Here is a 15799-nt window from a genome sequence, read left to right as displayed (position 1 = left end):
TACCTCTATGTCTGTCCGCATAAAAAACGTGGTCGCCATGTCATGCTTTTTACCTGGAGTGGTTTGTTGCTTTGAAGCACTGGCCGAGGCGAAAAGCGGTTTCTTCGAGGGAAGCTCTCTTACACTTGATACCCGCCAGTGGTATTCCAAGGAAATCGGGAGACGCAACACCATATATCGGTATAAAACGGACGAAGGCCCGCAAGTTTCGCATGACCGAGTGGCCTGGCAGCAAGGTTTCAAATTGGGATTCGAGTCCGGCTACACCTCGTGGCCCGTGGGGGTAGGACTGGATCTTGCTGCCTATTCTGTCGTCGCGTTAGAACGCGACACGGGTGACGCTGCGGGGGGCAGTAACAGAATGCTGGTTAACAGCGATGGCGATGTACAACCTACATGGAGTCGCTTGGGCGTTGCCGCAGTCAAGTTGCGAGCCGCCGAGACCGACGTAAAAATCGGCCGTCATCAGGTGGCCACGCCTGTCATGAATTTTTCGGATACTCGTACTGTTCCTGCCTCTTTCGACGGGCTGTCGGTTGAAAACTCATCCTTTGATGGCCTGGTGTTAAAGTCTGGTTACTTCTCAAAAATGGCGCCACGTTATGCTGCAGGCACAGAAGACATCGGACTGCAATACGCCATGCGCCCGGTCACCAGTGATTGGACCGCTTATTTTGGCGGGGACCACACTAGCGCGAACGGCCTGAAAACCAGTGTTTATATTTCGCGCATTCAGGATATTTGGGACAGGCAATATTTTGGCCTGGGACAGACATTCCAATCGAAAGGGCTCACCACATCCGTGAAGCTATCGATGTACAATACGAAATCAAGCGGAAAGGAAGAAGCTGGCCATATCGATCAGCAGGCATTTGGTCTGGCCATCACCCCGCGCTTCAAGAACCACTCAGTGGAATTCGGCCTTCAGAAAATTGTGGGCGATGAATTCTTTGACTTCGTGAAAGAGTCAAATGCCATTGAGCTACCGAACACCATGGTTTCTTACTTTAACGGCCCGAACGAAACCTCCTTTCAGGTCAAATATATAAATGACTGGGCTGCTTACGGCGTTCCTGGATTTAAAAGCATACTCTGGCACACCCGGGGCTGGGGTATTGATGGAACGGGGTATGACGGGGGGCCAAAGGGGGTTTACACGGCTTCGCTGCTTCAGGACAACGAACGCCATAACGAAACCGGCCTTTTAGGGAGTTACACATTTCAGGCTGGCGAATTAAAGGGTGGAAGTATTCTTGCAGGTTACGCTTGGCACCGCGCAAGCAGCCACCAGGCCGAGGGTAACTTTGATGAGCTGAGGGTTATTCTCAGAATGCCCTTTTCTATTTTCTGAGTGTTAACGCTGCCCTATTGCTCGCTGGCGTTATCTTGCGCAGGGCCTGTACGCGCCTAAAGCGGCGCGTACAGGCTCAAGCGGGCATTTCCGTGACCCCTGGCAGGCCCCTTACCAAGGGGCTGGCCTCCGAGAGTTCGTGCCTGGAGCATGCCTGCATGACAACCTTTCTTTACAACGACTTCACCACCACCGCCCAACTCGACGAGCAATACGACATCGAGGCCTCGGTGACGGATTTCGACGGCTATGTGCGGGAGTTCATCGCGCAAAGCCAGGCCGTGCGCGCCGAACTGCCCAACCAGTTGGACGTGCCCTACGGCCCGACCCTGGACGAGACTTTCGATGTGTTCTTCCCGCCACAGGACGTCAACGAGGCCCTGCGCCCGGCGGTGTTCTTTGTCCATGGCGGCTACTGGCGAGCGACCACCAGCAAGGAGTGGAGCTACGTCGCCAAGGGCCTGGCCGCGCAAGGCGTGGTCACGGTTGTGGAGAATTACACCTTGGCGCCGAAGGTCGCCATCGCCGAGATCGTGCGCCAGCACCGCGCGGCGTTCAGCTTCATGTGGCGCAACGCCGAACGGTTCGGCATCGACCGTGAGCGCATCGTCGTGGTCGGCCATTCGGCAGGCGCCCATGGTGTCGTCGAGCTGCTGGCCACCGACTGGGTCGGCGACTATGGCTTGCCCGCACAGCCCTACTTGGGCGCCATCGCGGTCAGCGGGGTGTATGACCTGCGCCCACTGCCGCACACCTTTCTGGCCAAGACGCTGGATTTTACCTGGCAGTCGGCCGAGGCTCTGAGCCCGATCCTGCACATTCCCCGGAAACTGGCACCTCTGATGCTGCCCTACGGGCTTCGTGAGACCGCCGAGTTCCGTCGCCAGACCATCGACTATGCCCAGGCCTGCATCGAGGGAGGCGTGCCGGTGGAGCTGCTGGCCCTGGATCTGGACCATTTCAATATCCTCGACGATCTGGCAGCAGGAAGCGGACCAATGTTTCAGCGGATCATTCGATGGCTGGGTTTGTAGGCAGTACTCAGCTTGGTGAACCCTGCGGGATTCGGCTTTCCGGCGATAGGGCCAGCATTGGCGCCCATACTTCCAGGAAGCCAATCCACGTCAAAAGACACCACAACAGAAAGCCCGCCGCGGTGGTCATTTTTCACGCTGCACAGCCGTGAATTTTGACTGCCACCGCGTTACAAGCTGTTACATCGAACGGCCGAAAAAATCAGATTTAACCACTTTCCTGTAGGGCATTTCCCAAAGATACTGCCGCCGCCCATTTTTCTTTGCACATGGCCAACGTGGATTCTAGTCTCGGCCGGTCGCTGCCAATTCAGCGACCGGTTTTGACAGACCGTCTTCGTTGTCCACATGTGCACACTGTTATGGTGGTTGTACGTGCGGGCACCCTCTGGTGCGCCGAGTGCCAACGTCTCGGTCTGTCAACCCGCGTACAGCTGCCACCTCATTGTTTGACAGCAAGGCCGTGGTAGCTCCACCGCAACGCTCAGTTTCTGCGAGCTAAATGTTGACTGCCAACAGGTTACAAGCGGTTACATCGAACAGCTGAAAAATCAGATTTAACCGCTTTCTTGTAGGGCATTTCCCAAAGATACTGCCGGCGCCTGTTTTCCGTTGCGCACGCAAAAAGTGGACTTTAGTCTCGGCACGTCGTTGTCACTCAACGACTGGGTTAGCCGCCCAAAAATCGTCGGACACTACAGCCGTGCAATACCGAGAAATCGGCATTAGCGCCGTTATGGCGGCTGTGCGTGGGGCACCTTCGGGTGCGCCGGGTGCCTGACGTCCCGGTCGGCTAACCCGCGTACAGCTGCCACCCATTCGTTTAGCCGCGATTGGTGGTTGCTCCATTACGACAGGAGCCACACCATGTTGAAGATCGTCCCCGATCCACCCCACGTTCTCCACTCCCTCGAAGACACGCTGATGATGGCTGCCGACTACGCGCTTTGCGCCGAAGTCGTCGCCCAACAGGCGATGTTGATGCAGCCCAAAGCACCCGTGTCCGTGATGATCATGACCTCGATGCACGAGCTTGATGCCCTGCGCAAATTGCTCGAGTCAGCACTGGCCCAAATACAAAAGCCAGCCGACCCGCAGACGCTGCATTAATCCTCATCATGATCTGCCTGGCCTGGCTCTTTCACGGGCTAGCTTCCTCGCACAGCACCGCCCCTGAGGTTGTAGACGACCCTCAGACGCCTGGTGAAACCTGTGGGAGTCCGGCTTGCCGGCGATAGGGCCAGCCCAGGCAGCTACACCTTCAGGGAGATCAAAAAATGGCTACCGAAGAAACCGCATTCACCGTCGGCAAAACCACCTTCTACCAAGGTGAAAACCAGACCCACCCCCTGTTCCGCATCGAACCCGGCATCCCTTGCCAAAGCGCCCGCGAACAGGCCTCGGAACTGATGGGCTATGCCCGCGACCTGACCATCGACGGCCTGATGGAAGACAAGCCCCAGCTGCTGTGGGCCTCGCACTACCTCTGCGCCCTGGCCAAGGCCCTGCTCGATGATGCCGAACTGGGCATGATGAAAACCCCGTAAACACACCCCTACCTGCAGGCCCACACCGCCCTCACGAAACCGTGCTGAACGGTAGTAAGGCACGTGCAGTTCGCCCACAATCAGGCACTGAGTTAAACCTGGGACGCACCGCATGCTCACCACCCTCGCCATCGGCAACTACCGCTCCATCAACCACCTTGTGTTGCCTTTAAGCCAACTCAACCTGGTGACCGGCGCCAACGGCAGCGGCAAATCCAATCTGTACAAAGCCCTGCGCCTGCTCGCCGAGACCGCCCAGGGCGGCGTGATCGAAGCGCTTGCCCGCGAAGGCGGGCTGGATTCGACCTGGTGGGCCGGGCCAGAGATGAGTGCGCGCATGAAGCGCGGTGAAGTGCCCATCCAAGGCCAGCATCCGAGCGAGGCCAAACGCCTGCGCCTGGGCTTCGCCACCGAGGATTTCGGCTTTGCCATCTCGCTGGGCTTGCCGATACCCCTGCCCTATCCCACCGCATTCATGCTCGACCCCGAGATCAAGTGCGAAGCCATCTGGGGCGCTGGGGCTTATCGCCCATCGTCCTTATTGGTTGAGCGCAAGAACGCCATGGTTCGTGCGCGGGAAGGCAATAGTTGGACGGTGCTCGATCAACATGCCGACAGCTGCGAGAGCTTTTTCAACATCGTGGGCCGGCCACGGCAGGCGCCGGAGATTGGTGAGCTGCGAGCGTTCATCAACAGCTGGCGCTTCTACGATCACTTCCGCATCGACCGCGACGCACCCTGCCGCCAACCGCAGCTGGGGACGCGCTCGCCGGTGCTGCATCATGACGGGCGTAACCTTGCCTCGGCGTTGCAGACCATCATCGAGATTGGCGAGGTTGAAGACCTGATAGCGGCACTGGATGACGCGTTTCCCGGTAGCCGCTTGGAGATTGATGCGCCGCCGGGTGGGCTGTTCAGCGTGCGGCTGCATCAGCATGGGCTGTTGCGCCCGCTGGGTGGGGGTGAATTGTCGGATGGTACGTTGCGTTATCTGTTGTTGATGGCTGCGTTGCTGACGCCACGGCCGCCGTCACTGATGGTACTTAACGAGCCGGAAACCAGCTTGCATGCCGACCTGCTGCCTGCGCTGGCGCGGTTGATCATTCGCGCTTCGCGGCGGAGCCAGGTTTGGGTGGTGTCGCACAGTGCGCCGCTGATTGAGGCGCTGTCGGCGTGTGACGGGTGCAATGTGCTGGAGCTGGAGAAGGTTCAGGGGCAGACACAGCTACGCGGGGTTGGGTTGCTGGATGAACCGCTGTGGCGGTGGGTTGACTGACCACGACGGCACCCAGCCTCAAGCCCCGAATGCCAAGGCGTGCAACGCAGGAGCTGGCCGCTCCTGCGCGCTCCCTATCGCACTGGATGCCTTGGTGCCCTACCTTCGAGCACCGCCGCCAGTTCGGCCGCTGCGGTACGCGCCATCAACGCACGTGCCTCGACGGTGGCGGAACCAATGTGCGGCAAGGCAACCACCTGGGGCAAGGCCAGCAATGGCGAACTCGCGGGCAACGGCTCTAGCTCGAACACATCCAGCCCAGCCGCGCGGATCTGCCCTTCGGCCAGCGCCTTTAGCAGCGCGCGCTCGTCGACCACCGCGCCACGGGCAATGTTGACGAACACGGCATCGGCGCGCATAGCGGCGAACTGCGCGCGGCCGAACAGGTGATGGGTGGCCGCACTCAGCGGCACGCAGACGCAGACGAAGTCCGCCTCGCCCAGCAACTGCATCAGCGGCACACGCCTTGCCGCAAACTCCGCTTCATACTCGGGCTTGGCGCTGTTGCCGCTGTACAGCACCGGCATGCCAAAACCAAAGTGCGCGCGCCTGGCCACGGCCGCACCAATCCGGCCAAGGCCGACGATGCCCAAGGTCTTGCCGTGTACATCCATGCCGAAGCGCGAGGCATCGATGCCCTGAGTCCAGCCGCCGTCACGCACCAGTTGCGCCAGCTCGCATGCGCGTCGCGCGGCCATCATCAGCAGCATGAACCCGGTATCGGCGGTGGTTTCGGTCACCGCATCGGGGGTATTGGTCAAACAGATGCCGCGGTCGCGCAGATAGCCCAAGGGGTAGTTGTCGAAGCCAGCAGACACGCTGGCAATCACCTTGAGCGAAGGCGCGTGGTCGAGCAGCTCAGCATCCAGCGGTAATGTACTGCCGATCAGTCCGTCGGCAGTGGCCAAGGCCGCAAGGAAGCCGTCGCGGTCAGCCAACGGCTGGTCGAAACGCCGGAAGTGGTAACGCTGTTCGAGGTCGGCCAGCACCTCGGCGCTGGAAATAGGCCCGAAAGAAACGACACGTTGCATGCAACCTCCTCAGTGGGTGCGCGATTCAGGTTGAACCGCATACAAGCGGCGTGGCACGGCCCAGACAATCAGCACCACCGCCAGCAGGCTGACCGCCGTCAGCAGCCACAATGCGGGCGTCGCCGAGCCGCTGACATCGCGGACCTTGCCCACCATGTAAGGCGCAATGATGCCGCCGAGCTGGCCGATCGAGTTGATCAACGCGATACCCGCCGCTGCGGCCAACCCGGCCAGGTATTTCGGCGGTAAGGTCCAGAAGATCGGCATCCAGGCGATGATCCCGGTCATGACAAGGCTCATGCCCAGCATCAGTACCAACAGCTGGGCGTTGAAACCGGCACACAAGGCATAGCCAACGGTAGCCATGGCTGCGCAACCCGCCATGTGCCAGCGGCGCTCGCCGCGCAGGTCGGAGCTGCGGCCGATCAGCAGGTTGCCCACCACTGCCAACAGGTACGGGATCATGGTCAGCAGGCCGATATCCAGTGCATCGTCCACCCCAGCGTTGCGAATCAACTGGGGCATCCAGAACAGTAACCCGGTCAGCGCCATGACCAGGCACAGATAGATCGCCGACAGCGCCAGCGAAGCGGGCTCACGCAGAATCGCCCTGATCGAGCTGCCACCGCTGGGCTTGGGCTCGGCGTCCAGACGCTCTCGCAGGTAGCGTTTCTCTTCGCCGTCAAGCCACCGGGCATCTTCGATGCGATCAGTGACCAGCCACAGTACCAGTAGGCCGAGCAGCACCGATGGCAGGCCTTCGAGTAGGAACAGCCACTGCCACCCGGCCAGGCCGTTTACCCCGTCGAAGTGGCCGAGGATAAACCCGGCCAACGGACCGCCAACGATGCCGCATAGGCAGATCGAGCTCTTGAAATAGGCGTTGATGCGCGCACGGCGGTCGCTGGGGTACCACTGGGTGAAGAAGTACAGCACGCCGGGCACGAAGCCGGCTTCCATGACACCGATCAGAAAACGCAGTACGTAGAACCAGGTTTCGCTGGTGACGAACATCATTGCCGCCGAGGTCAAACCCCAACTGATCATGATGCGGGCAATCCAGATACGTGCGCCGATGCGGTGCAGCAGCACGTTGCTCGGTACCTCGAACAGGAAGTAGCCGACGAAGAACAGGCTCGCACCCAACCCGTACACAGCGTCACTGAAACCCAGCGCGCTTTGCATCTGCAGCTTGGCGAAGCTGATATTGACCCGGTCTAGGTAGGCGAACAGGAAACACACGATGAACAACGGCACAATGCGCCAGCTGATCTTGCGAAACAGACGACTATCCAGTGACTCCCACGCGACCTGGTCGGCGGGCAGGGAACGACTCGGCATGGCTGCAACCTCTTTTTGTTGTTTTACGGTGTCGGTCGAAAGCCCGCCGGGGCATAGCCCGGCGGGTATACAGCGCTAGCACCCTGCCTCAGCTCAGCGCATCACGGCTGTGCTGGCCGTCGACCAGGCGTTGCAGGCCCAGTGGGTTGGCGTTTTTCAGGGCGTCGGGCAGCAGCGCGTCCGGGTAGTCCTGGTAGCACACAGGGCGCAGGAAGCGGTCGATGGCCAGAGTGCCGACCGAGGTACCACGGGCATCGGAGGTGGCCGGGTAAGGCCCGCCATGCACCATTGCATCGCACACCTCGACGCCTGTCGGGTAGCCGTTGACCAGCAGGCGGCCAGCCTTGCGCTGCAGCAGCGGCACCAGTGCGGCAAAGCGCTGGAAGTCCTCCGGCTCGGCGATCAGGGTGGCGGTCAGTTGCCCGTGCAGGGCTTGCAGGGCGCGGCGCAGTTCGGCTTCGTCGGCTACTTCGACCACCACAGTGGCAGGCCCGAAAACCTCCTCCTGCAGCAGCTCGTCGCCGTTGAGCAGCAAGCTCACATCGGCCTGGAACAGCTGTGCCCGGGCCTGCTCGCCAACCTGCTCGGCACCGGCCAGATGGCGCACGCCCGGGTGTTGCTGCAGGCGTTGTACGCCGCTGGCATAGCTGCGCAAGGTACCGGCATTGAGCATGGTCTGCGCGGGCTGGTCGGCCATTTGCGCAGCCAGTGCCGCGACGAAGGTGCCGAACGCTTCACCGGCAATGCCGATGACCAACCCAGGGTTAGTGCAGAATTGCCCGCAGCCCAGCACCACCGAAGCGGCCAGCTCCTTGGCCACCTGCTCGCCGCGGGCCTGCAGCGCCGCAGGCAACACCAGCACCGGGTTGATGCTGCTCATTTCGGCGAACACCGGGATCGGCTGCGGGCGCGCCGCGGCCAGGTCGCACAAGGCACGGCCGCCCTTGAGCGAACCGGTGAAACCGACCGCCTGGATCGCCGGATGGCGCACCAGCGCTTCACCGACACCGGCGCCATAGATCATGTTGAACACGCCAGCGGGCATGCCGGTAGCCACCGCCGCACGCTCGATGGCCTCAGCCACCAGCTCGGCAGTGGCCATATGGCCGCTGTGGGCCTTGACCACTACCGGGCAGCCGGCAGCCAGCGCGGCGGCGGTGTCGCCGCCGGCCGTGGAGAACGCCAACGGGAAGTTGCTGGCGCCGAACACGGCCACCGGGCCAAGGCCGGTGCGGTACTGGCGCAGGTCCGGGCGTGGCAGTGGCTGGCGCTGTGGCTGCGCGCGGTCGATGCGCGCCCCCAGGTAGTCGCCACGGCGCAGTACCTTGGCGAACAGGCGCATCTGGTTGCTGGTACGGCCGCGCTCGCCCTGGATGCGGGCAGCCGGCAGCGCAGTTTCGCGGCACACCGTGGCGACGAAGCTATCGTCCAGCGCGTCCAGCTGGTCGGCAATGGCATCCAGAAACTGCGCGCGGCGCTCTGGCGCCAGGGCGTTGTATTCGGCAAATGCTGCTTCGGCGGCCTGGGCGGCGGCGGCCACCTCTTCAGGGGTGGCCTGGGTGAAGACCACCGGCAATGCTTCGCCGGTGCGTGCATCGAGGCTTTGCAGGCGTACGCAGCCGGCAGCGCTGCGCTGGCCGCCAATGAAGTTGCTTCCAGACATGGTTGACTCCTGTAACAAAGAATGAGGGCTCAGTGGCGCATGGCGGTCAGTCAGGGCAGAGGGGCCGCGCAAATTCTTGAGGTTTGCGCGGTACCTGTGGGAGCTGGCTTGCCGGCGATGGACCGCACAGCCGTCCCGACTTCATCGACTGACCGGCAACACGCTCAAAGGCTTTTCACTACACCTGGGCGACGCTGCCCGGACGCTGCGCCAATACCATTGCGCAGCGGCTGGCCAAAGGCATCGAGGCTGACCTCGAAGGTATCGCCCGGGCGAGCCTGAACGCCGTCGGCAAACGACAGCGTGGCGGTGCCGAAATAGTGCACATGGATATCGCCGGCACGCAGGAACTGGTCGTACTTGAAGTGGTGGAACTCGAGGTTCTCGAAGCTGTGGCACATGTTCTGCTCACCCGACAGGAACGGCTTGCTCCACAGCACCTGGCCATCGCGCAGGATGCGGCTGGTACCTTCCAGGTGAGCCGGCAACGCCCCAAGGCGCAGCTCCGGGCCAAAGCTGCAGGCGCGCAGCTTGGAATGCGCCAGGTACAGGTAGTTGCGCCGCTCCATCACATGGTCGGAAAACTCGTTGCCCAAGGCGTAGCCAAGGCGGTATGGCGTGCCGTCGGTACCGATCAGGTACAGCCCGACCAGCTCCGGCTCTTCGCCGGCATCTTCGGCAAAGGCCGGCAGCGGCAGGTCGGCGCCGGGGCGCACGACGATGCCGCCGTCGCCCTTGTAGAACCACTCCGGCTGCGCGCCCTCCTCGCCCGCTGGCGGCCGACCGCCTTCCAGGCCCCACTGGAACATGCGCATGCTGTCAGTGACGGCGCCTTCGGCTTGCTGCTGGTGCATCTTGTCGCGGGTGGCGGCGCTGCCCAGGTGGGTCAGGCCGGTACCGGTCACCAGGCAGTGAGCCGGGTCCGGGTGGTCCAGCGGTGGCAGTACGCGGCCTTCGGCCAGCAGGGCCAGGTAGTCATGGCGCTCGCCCAGCCCGGCGGCCTGCACTTCGCACGCCAGGTCACGGCCAGCGGCTATGGCCTGCAGGGCCAGCTCACGGGTGCTGGCGGCGCCCAGTACTTCAAGGGCGTACTCGCCTTCCACCACGCCCACGCGGCGCGCGCCGGCGGCGGTTTCGAATTGGATCAGTCGCATGCTTGTGCTCGCTTGTCGGTTGCAAAGGTTAGCGGGAGGCGTCGGCCGCCCGCGTGGAAGCCAGGCGCTGGCGGCGCTCCAGGCGGTTGTAGACCACGCCCGTGAGCAGCACCCCGCACAGCATCACCAGCGCCAGGAAATACAGGCCCGACGACAACTGCCCGGTGTACTCCTTCAGCGCGCCGATGCCGAACGGGCCCAGGTAACCGCCGAGGTTGCCGATCGAGTTGATCAAGGCGATACCCGCAGCAGCGCTGGCACCAGAGAAGAACCGCCCCGGCAGCGTCCAGAAGATGGCCGTGCAGGAGAACAGCGCGAACGCCACCAGGCACAGCGCGGCCAACTGCAGCACCGGCACCGTCAGCCAGGCGCTGAAGAACAGGCCGACGGCACCCAGGGCGTACAGCAGGCCCAGATGGCCATAGCGGTCGTTCAGGCGGTCGGAGCTTCGCGGCACGATCAGCAGGCCGATGATGCCGAACAGGTAAGGCACCGCCGAGACAAAACCGGTGACCAGGTCACTGCCGCCAAACTGGTGGATCAGCGTTGGCAGCCACAGGCCCAGGCCATAGATGCTCAGGGTCATCGGCAAGTAGAACAGCGCCAGCAACAGCACCCGGCCATCTTTAAGGGCATGCAGCGGGTTGCCATGGCGGGTCTGGCCGAATTCGCACAGGTCGTTGGCCAACTGCTCCTGCAGCCAGTTGCGTTGCTCGTCGCTGAGCCAGCGCACCTTGGCAGGGCCGTCCGGCAGCAGGCGCAAGGTGGGCCAGGCCAACAGCACTGCCGGGATACCGATACAGATGAACAACCACTGCCAGCCATGCAGACCGTAGATGCCCTCAAGCCCCAGCAGCGCACCCGAAAGCGGCCCGGTGATCAGCATGGCCAGCGGCTGCGAGAGAATGAAGAAGCCCAGAATCTTGCCGCGATGGCGCACCGGGTACCACTGGGTGATGTAGTACAGCACCCCCGGGAAGAAGCCCGCCTCAGCGGCCCCCAACAAAAAACGCATCACATAAAAGCCGTTGGGCCCGGTGACAAACGCCATGCCGACAGTGATCGCGCCCCAGGTCAGCAAAATGCGGGCGAACCAGCGACGTGCACCGAAGCGGTCGAGCAACAGGTTGCTCGGCACTTCGAAAAGAAAATAACCGATGAAGAACAGCCCGGCGCCAAGGCCATATGCCGCGTCACCCAGGCCGATGTCGGCGCCCATGTGCAGCTTGGCAAAGCCCACCGCCGAACGATCGACATAGGCCACCAGGTAAAGCAGAACCAGAAAAGGGATGAGTTTCAGTGTGATCAGGCGGACGAGCCGCTGCTCCTGAATCATGGCGATGTCTCCAATTGTTCTTGTAATGGGCACAGCACCTGGCCGGGGCTTTTTGGCAGACCGCTAACCTGGCGAATCGATCATATAGTATTACTATTTAAAACAACAACCCTTCACAGATGCCTTTTTAGTCGCTAGAGTCAGCATCATAACGACAAATAGTAATACTAATTAGGTGTCCCGCTTATGTCTGATAACAAACGCCCCCTGCGCTCCGCCCAATGGTTTGGTACCGCCGACAAGAACGGCTTCATGTACCGCAGCTGGATGAAGAACCAAGGCATCCCCGACCACGAATTCCAGGGCAAGCCGATCATCGGCATCTGCAACACCTGGTCGGAGCTGACCCCGTGCAACGCCCACTTCCGCAAGATTGCCGAGCACGTCAAAAAAGGCGTGCTGGAGGCCGGTGGCTTCCCGGTGGAGTTCCCGGTGTTTTCCAGCGGTGAGTCCAACCTGCGCCCTACCGCCATGCTCACCCGCAACCTGGCGAGCATGGATGTGGAAGAAGCGATCCGTGGCAACCCGGTGGACGCCGTGGTGCTGCTGACCGGCTGCGACAAGACCACCCCGGCGCTGCTGATGGGCGCCGCCAGCTGCGACGTGCCGGCGATCGTGGTCACTGGTGGGCCGATGCTCAACGGCAAGCACAAAGGCAAGGACATTGGCGCCGGCACCATCGTCTGGCAGATGCACGAGGCCTATAAGGCCGGCCAGATCGACCTCAACGAGTTCCTCTCGGCCGAGGCCGGCATGTCGCGCTCGGCGGGTACCTGCAACACCATGGGCACCGCGTCGACCATGGCCTGCATGGCCGAAGCGCTGGGCACCTCGCTGCCGCACAACGCCGCCATCCCGGCGGTGGATGCCCGCCGCTACGTACTCGCCCACCTGTCGGGCATGCGCATTGTCGACATGGTGCGCGAAGACCTGCGCCTGTCGAAGATCCTTACCCGCGAAGCCTTCGAGAACGCCATCCGCGTCAACGCCGCCATCGGTGGTTCGACCAACGCCGTGATCCACCTCAAGGCGATTGCCGGGCGCATTGGTGTAGACCTGCAACTGGAAGACTGGACCCGCGTCGGCCGCGGCACACCGACCTTGGTCGACTTGCAGCCATCGGGCCGCTTCCTGATGGAAGAGTTCTACTACGCCGGCGGCCTGCCCGCAGTCATCCGCCGCCTGGGCGAGCATGGCCTGCTGCCCAACCCCACCGCACTGACCGCCAACGGCAAGAGCCTGTGGGACAACTGCCAGGCCGCGCCGCTGTATGACGAAGAAGTCATCCGCCCGCTTGATAAACCGCTGGTGGCCGATGGCGGCATCTGCATCCTGCGCGGCAACCTGGCACCCAAAGGCGCAGTGCTAAAGCCGTCGGCGGCCACCCCAGCGCTGATGCAGCACCGCGGCCGGGCCGTAGTGTTCGAAAACTTCGAGGACTACAAAGCGCGCATCAACGACCCTGAGCTGGACGTGGACGCCAATTCGGTGCTGGTGATGAAATACTGCGGGCCCAAGGGCTACCCGGGCATGGCCGAGGTCGGCAACATGGGCCTGCCCGCCAAGCTGCTGGCCCAGGGCGTGACCGACATGGTGCGCATCTCCGATGCCCGCATGAGCGGTACTGCCTACGGCACCGTAGTGCTGCACGTGGCACCCGAGGCTGCTGCGGGCGGCCCATTGGCAGCCGTGCGCGAAGGTGACTGGATCGAGCTGGACTGCAAGGAAGGCCGGCTGCACCTGGACATTTCTGCCGAGGAACTGGCTGGCCGCCTGGCCGACCTGCAAGCACCGCCACAGTTGATCAGTGGCGGTTATGCGAAGCTGTATCTGGACCATGTGATGCAGGCTGACGAAGGTTGCGATTTCGACTTCCTGGTTGGCTGCCGTGGCGCGGCGGTGCCCAAGCATTCGCACTAACCAACCCTCAACACCTCCCCCCGGTAGGAGCGGCCTTGTGTCGCGAAAGGGGTGCGCAGCGCCCCCACAATTCATGCATCAGGCTGATATTGCCGGGGGCGCTACGCGCCCCTTTCGCGACACAAGGCCGCTCCTACACATCCCACGCATACCTTGAGGCAGTGCATACCGATGGCTGCAACTGCCTGCATGACACCTGCCCCACAGGCCCTCCGCCACCCACTAATGCTATGATGCCCACCTCGCTCGAAGGACCTCCCGCGCCCCCATGAACTACCGCCAGCCCACCACGCGCAAAAGCATGCATGCCACCCTGGTCCAGGACCTCGGCCTGCAAATCGTATCCGGCCAACTCGCACCCGGGCAAAAGCTGCCCTCCGAGGCCAGCCTGTGCGAAAGCTACGCGATCAGCCGGCCGGTGTTCCGCGAAGCGATGCGCGCCCTGACCGCCAAGGGCCTGGTCGAAGCCCGCCCACGGGTCGGTACGCTGGTGAGGCCCCGCCATGACTGGCACATGCTCGACCCCGACGTGCTGCACTGGCTGATGCAGGCCACCCCGCAAAAGGACTTCTTCAACACCCTGTCCAGCGTGCGCTGGGTTATCGAACCCGCCGCCGCCGCGCTGGCCGCCACCAACGCCAGCCCCGAGGATGTCGAGTCGATCGCCGAGGCCTACCAGCGCATGGAAGCCGCGCGCACCCATGAAGAGCGCCTGCAACCCGACCTGGACTTCCACGCCCGCATCGCCGACGCCACCCACAACGATCTGCTGGCCTACCTGTGCAACATGCTCTCGATGGCGCTGCGCGAATCGGTGCGCTATTCCAACCAGCGGCCGAACTTCAACCAACTCGCCCTGCCCCGGCACAAGGCGATTCTCACGGCTATCCAGAACGGCGACGCGCTGGGTGCACGGCATGCTTCGCTGGTGCAGCTTGAAGATGCGCGTGTGGCGTTGAGCAAGGTCTTGGGGCAAGATCCGACTAGCTGAAGCAAAGCTGCTGATTGCCCGGTCGCCCAGGACAAGTGGCGGATCGCTTATGTAAACGTTATTGCCCTCCGTAGGAGCGGCCTTGTGTCGCGAAAGGACCGCAGAGCGGTCCCCCAATATCGAGCGACTCCCCCCCCCTCTCAGCAAACCTGAAGACTTCAATTGCCCATATGCGCTGTACAGCTGCGCCATCTTCAACATCAAATTGACACTACAGCGCCAATTTGCAAACCTTCACACCGAAGTACCTGCGTGACAAAACCGATCACAGGGCCAGCTTTTTCAACTTCCTGCGCTAAATACACCAGGCTGATAAAACCATAGGTATCGCTTGGGCCAGCCTCTTCAGCTTGGCCTGGCAGCGAGGCTCCCCAATGCGTTGGCGCGCAGCGCCGCCCCAACAACCGATTGATCAACACCAGGTAACCCATGGTCAACTCAGTAGTATCGATATCCGAACAGGCATTCTTCAGCATCGTTACCTCGGCGCTGGAAGCTTACAAAGTCGAGCATCAGCTTGAAAACGGCGACTTCGCGGCACGGGTGGAAACGTACGGCCACCTGTGGGGTTACGCTCAAACATCCTCTTTCGGACAAACGATGTATCGCGTGGTGTGGGCAGACACTTGCACCTCTGTAACCCGAGACCAAGGGTCGATTTCCTATAGCGATGCACCGCAGGAAATCAAACAAAGCTTCATCGATACCTTCTTCCCCGAGGTCACGTTCCTCGGCGATTATCACAGCCACCCGTATAGCTATCAGGATGATGAGATAAAGACTGAGCTGGAGCTGGAGCGAGGGGGCTACTACCGCTTCTCCGATGCCGACTTCCGCGCCGTGAAACAGCAGCAGGATGACGGGCTGGATTATCGCGTCGGGCTGGTAGCCACCGTTTTCGAGCGCGACGAAAAGGTCAAGCGAGCGCTAAAAATTCTGGATGGGGAGAGTGCCCTGCGGTTTCAGGTCGGCTCCGTGACGATCTGGCTCAAAGCCTATGTGTGGACAGAGGACGAAAACCTCAACTTCCGGCGCAAGGCAGACCGCATGGTGCGTTTGGTATGTCCAAGCTTGAACGTGTTCGCCGGCATGCGCGATGGCTGGGCCGGGCTTGCGCAGCAAAACTAGAAAGGCTTGCCACCTCACACCTTAAAA

Annotated in this window: 14 protein-coding genes; 8 read left to right on the top strand and 6 right to left on the bottom strand. The window is 62.0% G+C overall.

Features of this window, described 5'->3' with window-relative positions:
- Positions 1-7: 7 nt before the first annotated feature.
- From JET17_RS10240 to JET17_RS10220, 5 genes are all read left to right on the top strand, one after another.
- Positions 8-1351 (top strand): OprD family outer membrane porin, encoded by a 1344-nt coding sequence (locus JET17_RS10240; protein ID WP_012313895.1) that lies wholly within the window; start codon positions 8-10, stop codon positions 1349-1351.
- A gap of 158 nt (positions 1352-1509) precedes the next feature.
- Positions 1510-2385 carry an alpha/beta hydrolase gene (locus JET17_RS10235; protein WP_012313894.1) on the top strand — a complete coding sequence of 292 codons (876 nt, stop codon included), beginning with the start codon at positions 1510-1512 and terminating at the stop codon, positions 2383-2385.
- An 867-nt stretch (positions 2386-3252) separates the two neighbouring features.
- Positions 3253-3495 carry a hypothetical protein gene (locus tag JET17_RS10230; protein ID WP_012313893.1) on the top strand — a complete coding sequence of 81 codons (243 nt, stop codon included), beginning with the start codon at positions 3253-3255 and terminating at the stop codon, positions 3493-3495.
- A gap of 167 nt (positions 3496-3662) precedes the next feature.
- Positions 3663-3932: a DUF3077 domain-containing protein gene (locus tag JET17_RS10225; RefSeq protein ID WP_012313892.1), complete on the top strand. Its 270-nt coding sequence runs from the start codon at positions 3663-3665 to the stop codon at positions 3930-3932.
- A 112-nt stretch (positions 3933-4044) separates the two neighbouring features.
- Positions 4045-5208, top strand: a complete 1164-nt coding sequence (locus JET17_RS10220; RefSeq protein ID WP_012313891.1) for an AAA family ATPase — start codon at positions 4045-4047, stop codon at positions 5206-5208.
- A 74-nt stretch (positions 5209-5282) separates the two neighbouring features.
- Here the strand turns inward: JET17_RS10220 and JET17_RS10215 are convergent, their stop codons facing one another.
- The 5 genes from JET17_RS10215 to JET17_RS10195 all read right to left on the bottom strand — a co-directional run bounded on the left by JET17_RS10215 (position 5283) and on the right by JET17_RS10195 (position 11733).
- The gene (locus tag JET17_RS10215; protein WP_012313890.1) at positions 5283-6239 is read right to left on the bottom strand and encodes a 2-hydroxyacid dehydrogenase; all 957 of its coding nucleotides are present in this window, start codon (positions 6237-6239) and stop codon (positions 5283-5285) included.
- 9 nt (positions 6240-6248) lie between these two features.
- On the bottom strand, positions 6249-7580 hold the full coding sequence (locus tag JET17_RS10210) for an MFS transporter (protein WP_012313889.1): 1332 nt from the start codon (positions 7578-7580) through the stop codon (positions 6249-6251).
- A gap of 88 nt (positions 7581-7668) precedes the next feature.
- Entirely contained in the window at positions 7669-9243 is a 1575-nt protein-coding gene (locus JET17_RS10205) for an aldehyde dehydrogenase (NADP(+)) (RefSeq protein WP_012313888.1), read from the bottom strand.
- A gap of 164 nt (positions 9244-9407) precedes the next feature.
- Complete coding sequence (araD1, locus tag JET17_RS10200) at positions 9408-10397, bottom strand: AraD1 family protein (protein WP_012313887.1); 990 nt, start codon at positions 10395-10397, stop codon at positions 9408-9410.
- A gap of 28 nt (positions 10398-10425) precedes the next feature.
- Entirely contained in the window at positions 10426-11733 is a 1308-nt protein-coding gene (locus JET17_RS10195) for an MFS transporter (RefSeq protein WP_012313886.1), read from the bottom strand.
- Between the two features lie 186 nt (positions 11734-11919).
- Between JET17_RS10195 and JET17_RS10190 the strand changes: the two genes are divergently transcribed.
- Positions 11920-13653 carry an IlvD/Edd family dehydratase gene (locus JET17_RS10190; RefSeq protein ID WP_012313885.1) on the top strand — a complete coding sequence of 578 codons (1734 nt, stop codon included), beginning with the start codon at positions 11920-11922 and terminating at the stop codon, positions 13651-13653.
- A 268-nt stretch (positions 13654-13921) separates the two neighbouring features.
- Positions 13922-14644: a FadR/GntR family transcriptional regulator gene (locus tag JET17_RS10185; RefSeq protein ID WP_012313884.1), complete on the top strand. Its 723-nt coding sequence runs from the start codon at positions 13922-13924 to the stop codon at positions 14642-14644.
- A gap of 200 nt (positions 14645-14844) precedes the next feature.
- Here JET17_RS10185 and JET17_RS10180 read toward each other — a convergent pair whose 3' ends face one another.
- Positions 14845-15075, bottom strand: a complete 231-nt coding sequence (locus JET17_RS10180) for a hypothetical protein (protein ID WP_042111345.1) — start codon at positions 15073-15075, stop codon at positions 14845-14847.
- Between JET17_RS10180 and JET17_RS10175 the strand changes: the two genes are divergently transcribed.
- Entirely contained in the window at positions 15074-15772 is a 699-nt protein-coding gene (locus JET17_RS10175) for a hypothetical protein (RefSeq protein ID WP_012313883.1), read from the top strand. The genes JET17_RS10180 and JET17_RS10175 overlap by 2 nt on opposite strands.
- Positions 15773-15799 lie beyond the last annotated feature (27 nt).

It is taken from the genome of Pseudomonas putida (assembly GCF_016406145.1).
Taxonomy (GTDB): domain Bacteria; phylum Pseudomonadota; class Gammaproteobacteria; order Pseudomonadales; family Pseudomonadaceae; genus Aquipseudomonas; species Aquipseudomonas putida_E.
Note: the sequence above shows the minus strand (reverse complement) of the source record. Positions and strands in the feature narration are given on the sequence as shown.

Bases quoted from the DNA above. Each gene is read 5' to 3' on its own strand.
- JET17_RS10195 (WP_012313886.1), bottom strand. From the start codon at position 11,733: ATGATTCAGGAGCAGCGGCTCGTCCGCCTGATCACACTGAAACTCATC.
- JET17_RS10175 (WP_012313883.1), top strand. From the start codon at position 15,074: ATGGTCAACTCAGTAGTATCGATATCCGAACAGGCATTCTTCAGCATC.
- JET17_RS10215 (WP_012313890.1), bottom strand. From the start codon at position 6,239: ATGCAACGTGTCGTTTCTTTCGGGCCTATTTCCAGCGCCGAGGTGCTG.
- JET17_RS10240 (WP_012313895.1), top strand. From the start codon at position 8: ATGTCTGTCCGCATAAAAAACGTGGTCGCCATGTCATGCTTTTTACCT.
- JET17_RS10225 (WP_012313892.1), top strand. From the start codon at position 3,663: ATGGCTACCGAAGAAACCGCATTCACCGTCGGCAAAACCACCTTCTAC.
- JET17_RS10185 (WP_012313884.1), top strand. From the start codon at position 13,922: ATGAACTACCGCCAGCCCACCACGCGCAAAAGCATGCATGCCACCCTG.
- JET17_RS10230 (WP_012313893.1), top strand. From the start codon at position 3,253: ATGTTGAAGATCGTCCCCGATCCACCCCACGTTCTCCACTCCCTCGAA.
- JET17_RS10190 (WP_012313885.1), top strand. From the start codon at position 11,920: ATGTCTGATAACAAACGCCCCCTGCGCTCCGCCCAATGGTTTGGTACC.
- JET17_RS10210 (WP_012313889.1), bottom strand. From the start codon at position 7,580: ATGCCGAGTCGTTCCCTGCCCGCCGACCAGGTCGCGTGGGAGTCACTG.
- JET17_RS10180 (WP_042111345.1), bottom strand. From the start codon at position 15,075: ATGGGTTACCTGGTGTTGATCAATCGGTTGTTGGGGCGGCGCTGCGCG.
- JET17_RS10220 (WP_012313891.1), top strand. From the start codon at position 4,045: ATGCTCACCACCCTCGCCATCGGCAACTACCGCTCCATCAACCACCTT.
- JET17_RS10235 (WP_012313894.1), top strand. From the start codon at position 1,510: ATGACAACCTTTCTTTACAACGACTTCACCACCACCGCCCAACTCGAC.
- JET17_RS10205 (WP_012313888.1), bottom strand. From the start codon at position 9,243: ATGTCTGGAAGCAACTTCATTGGCGGCCAGCGCAGCGCTGCCGGCTGC.
- araD1 (WP_012313887.1), bottom strand. From the start codon at position 10,397: ATGCGACTGATCCAATTCGAAACCGCCGCCGGCGCGCGCCGCGTGGGC.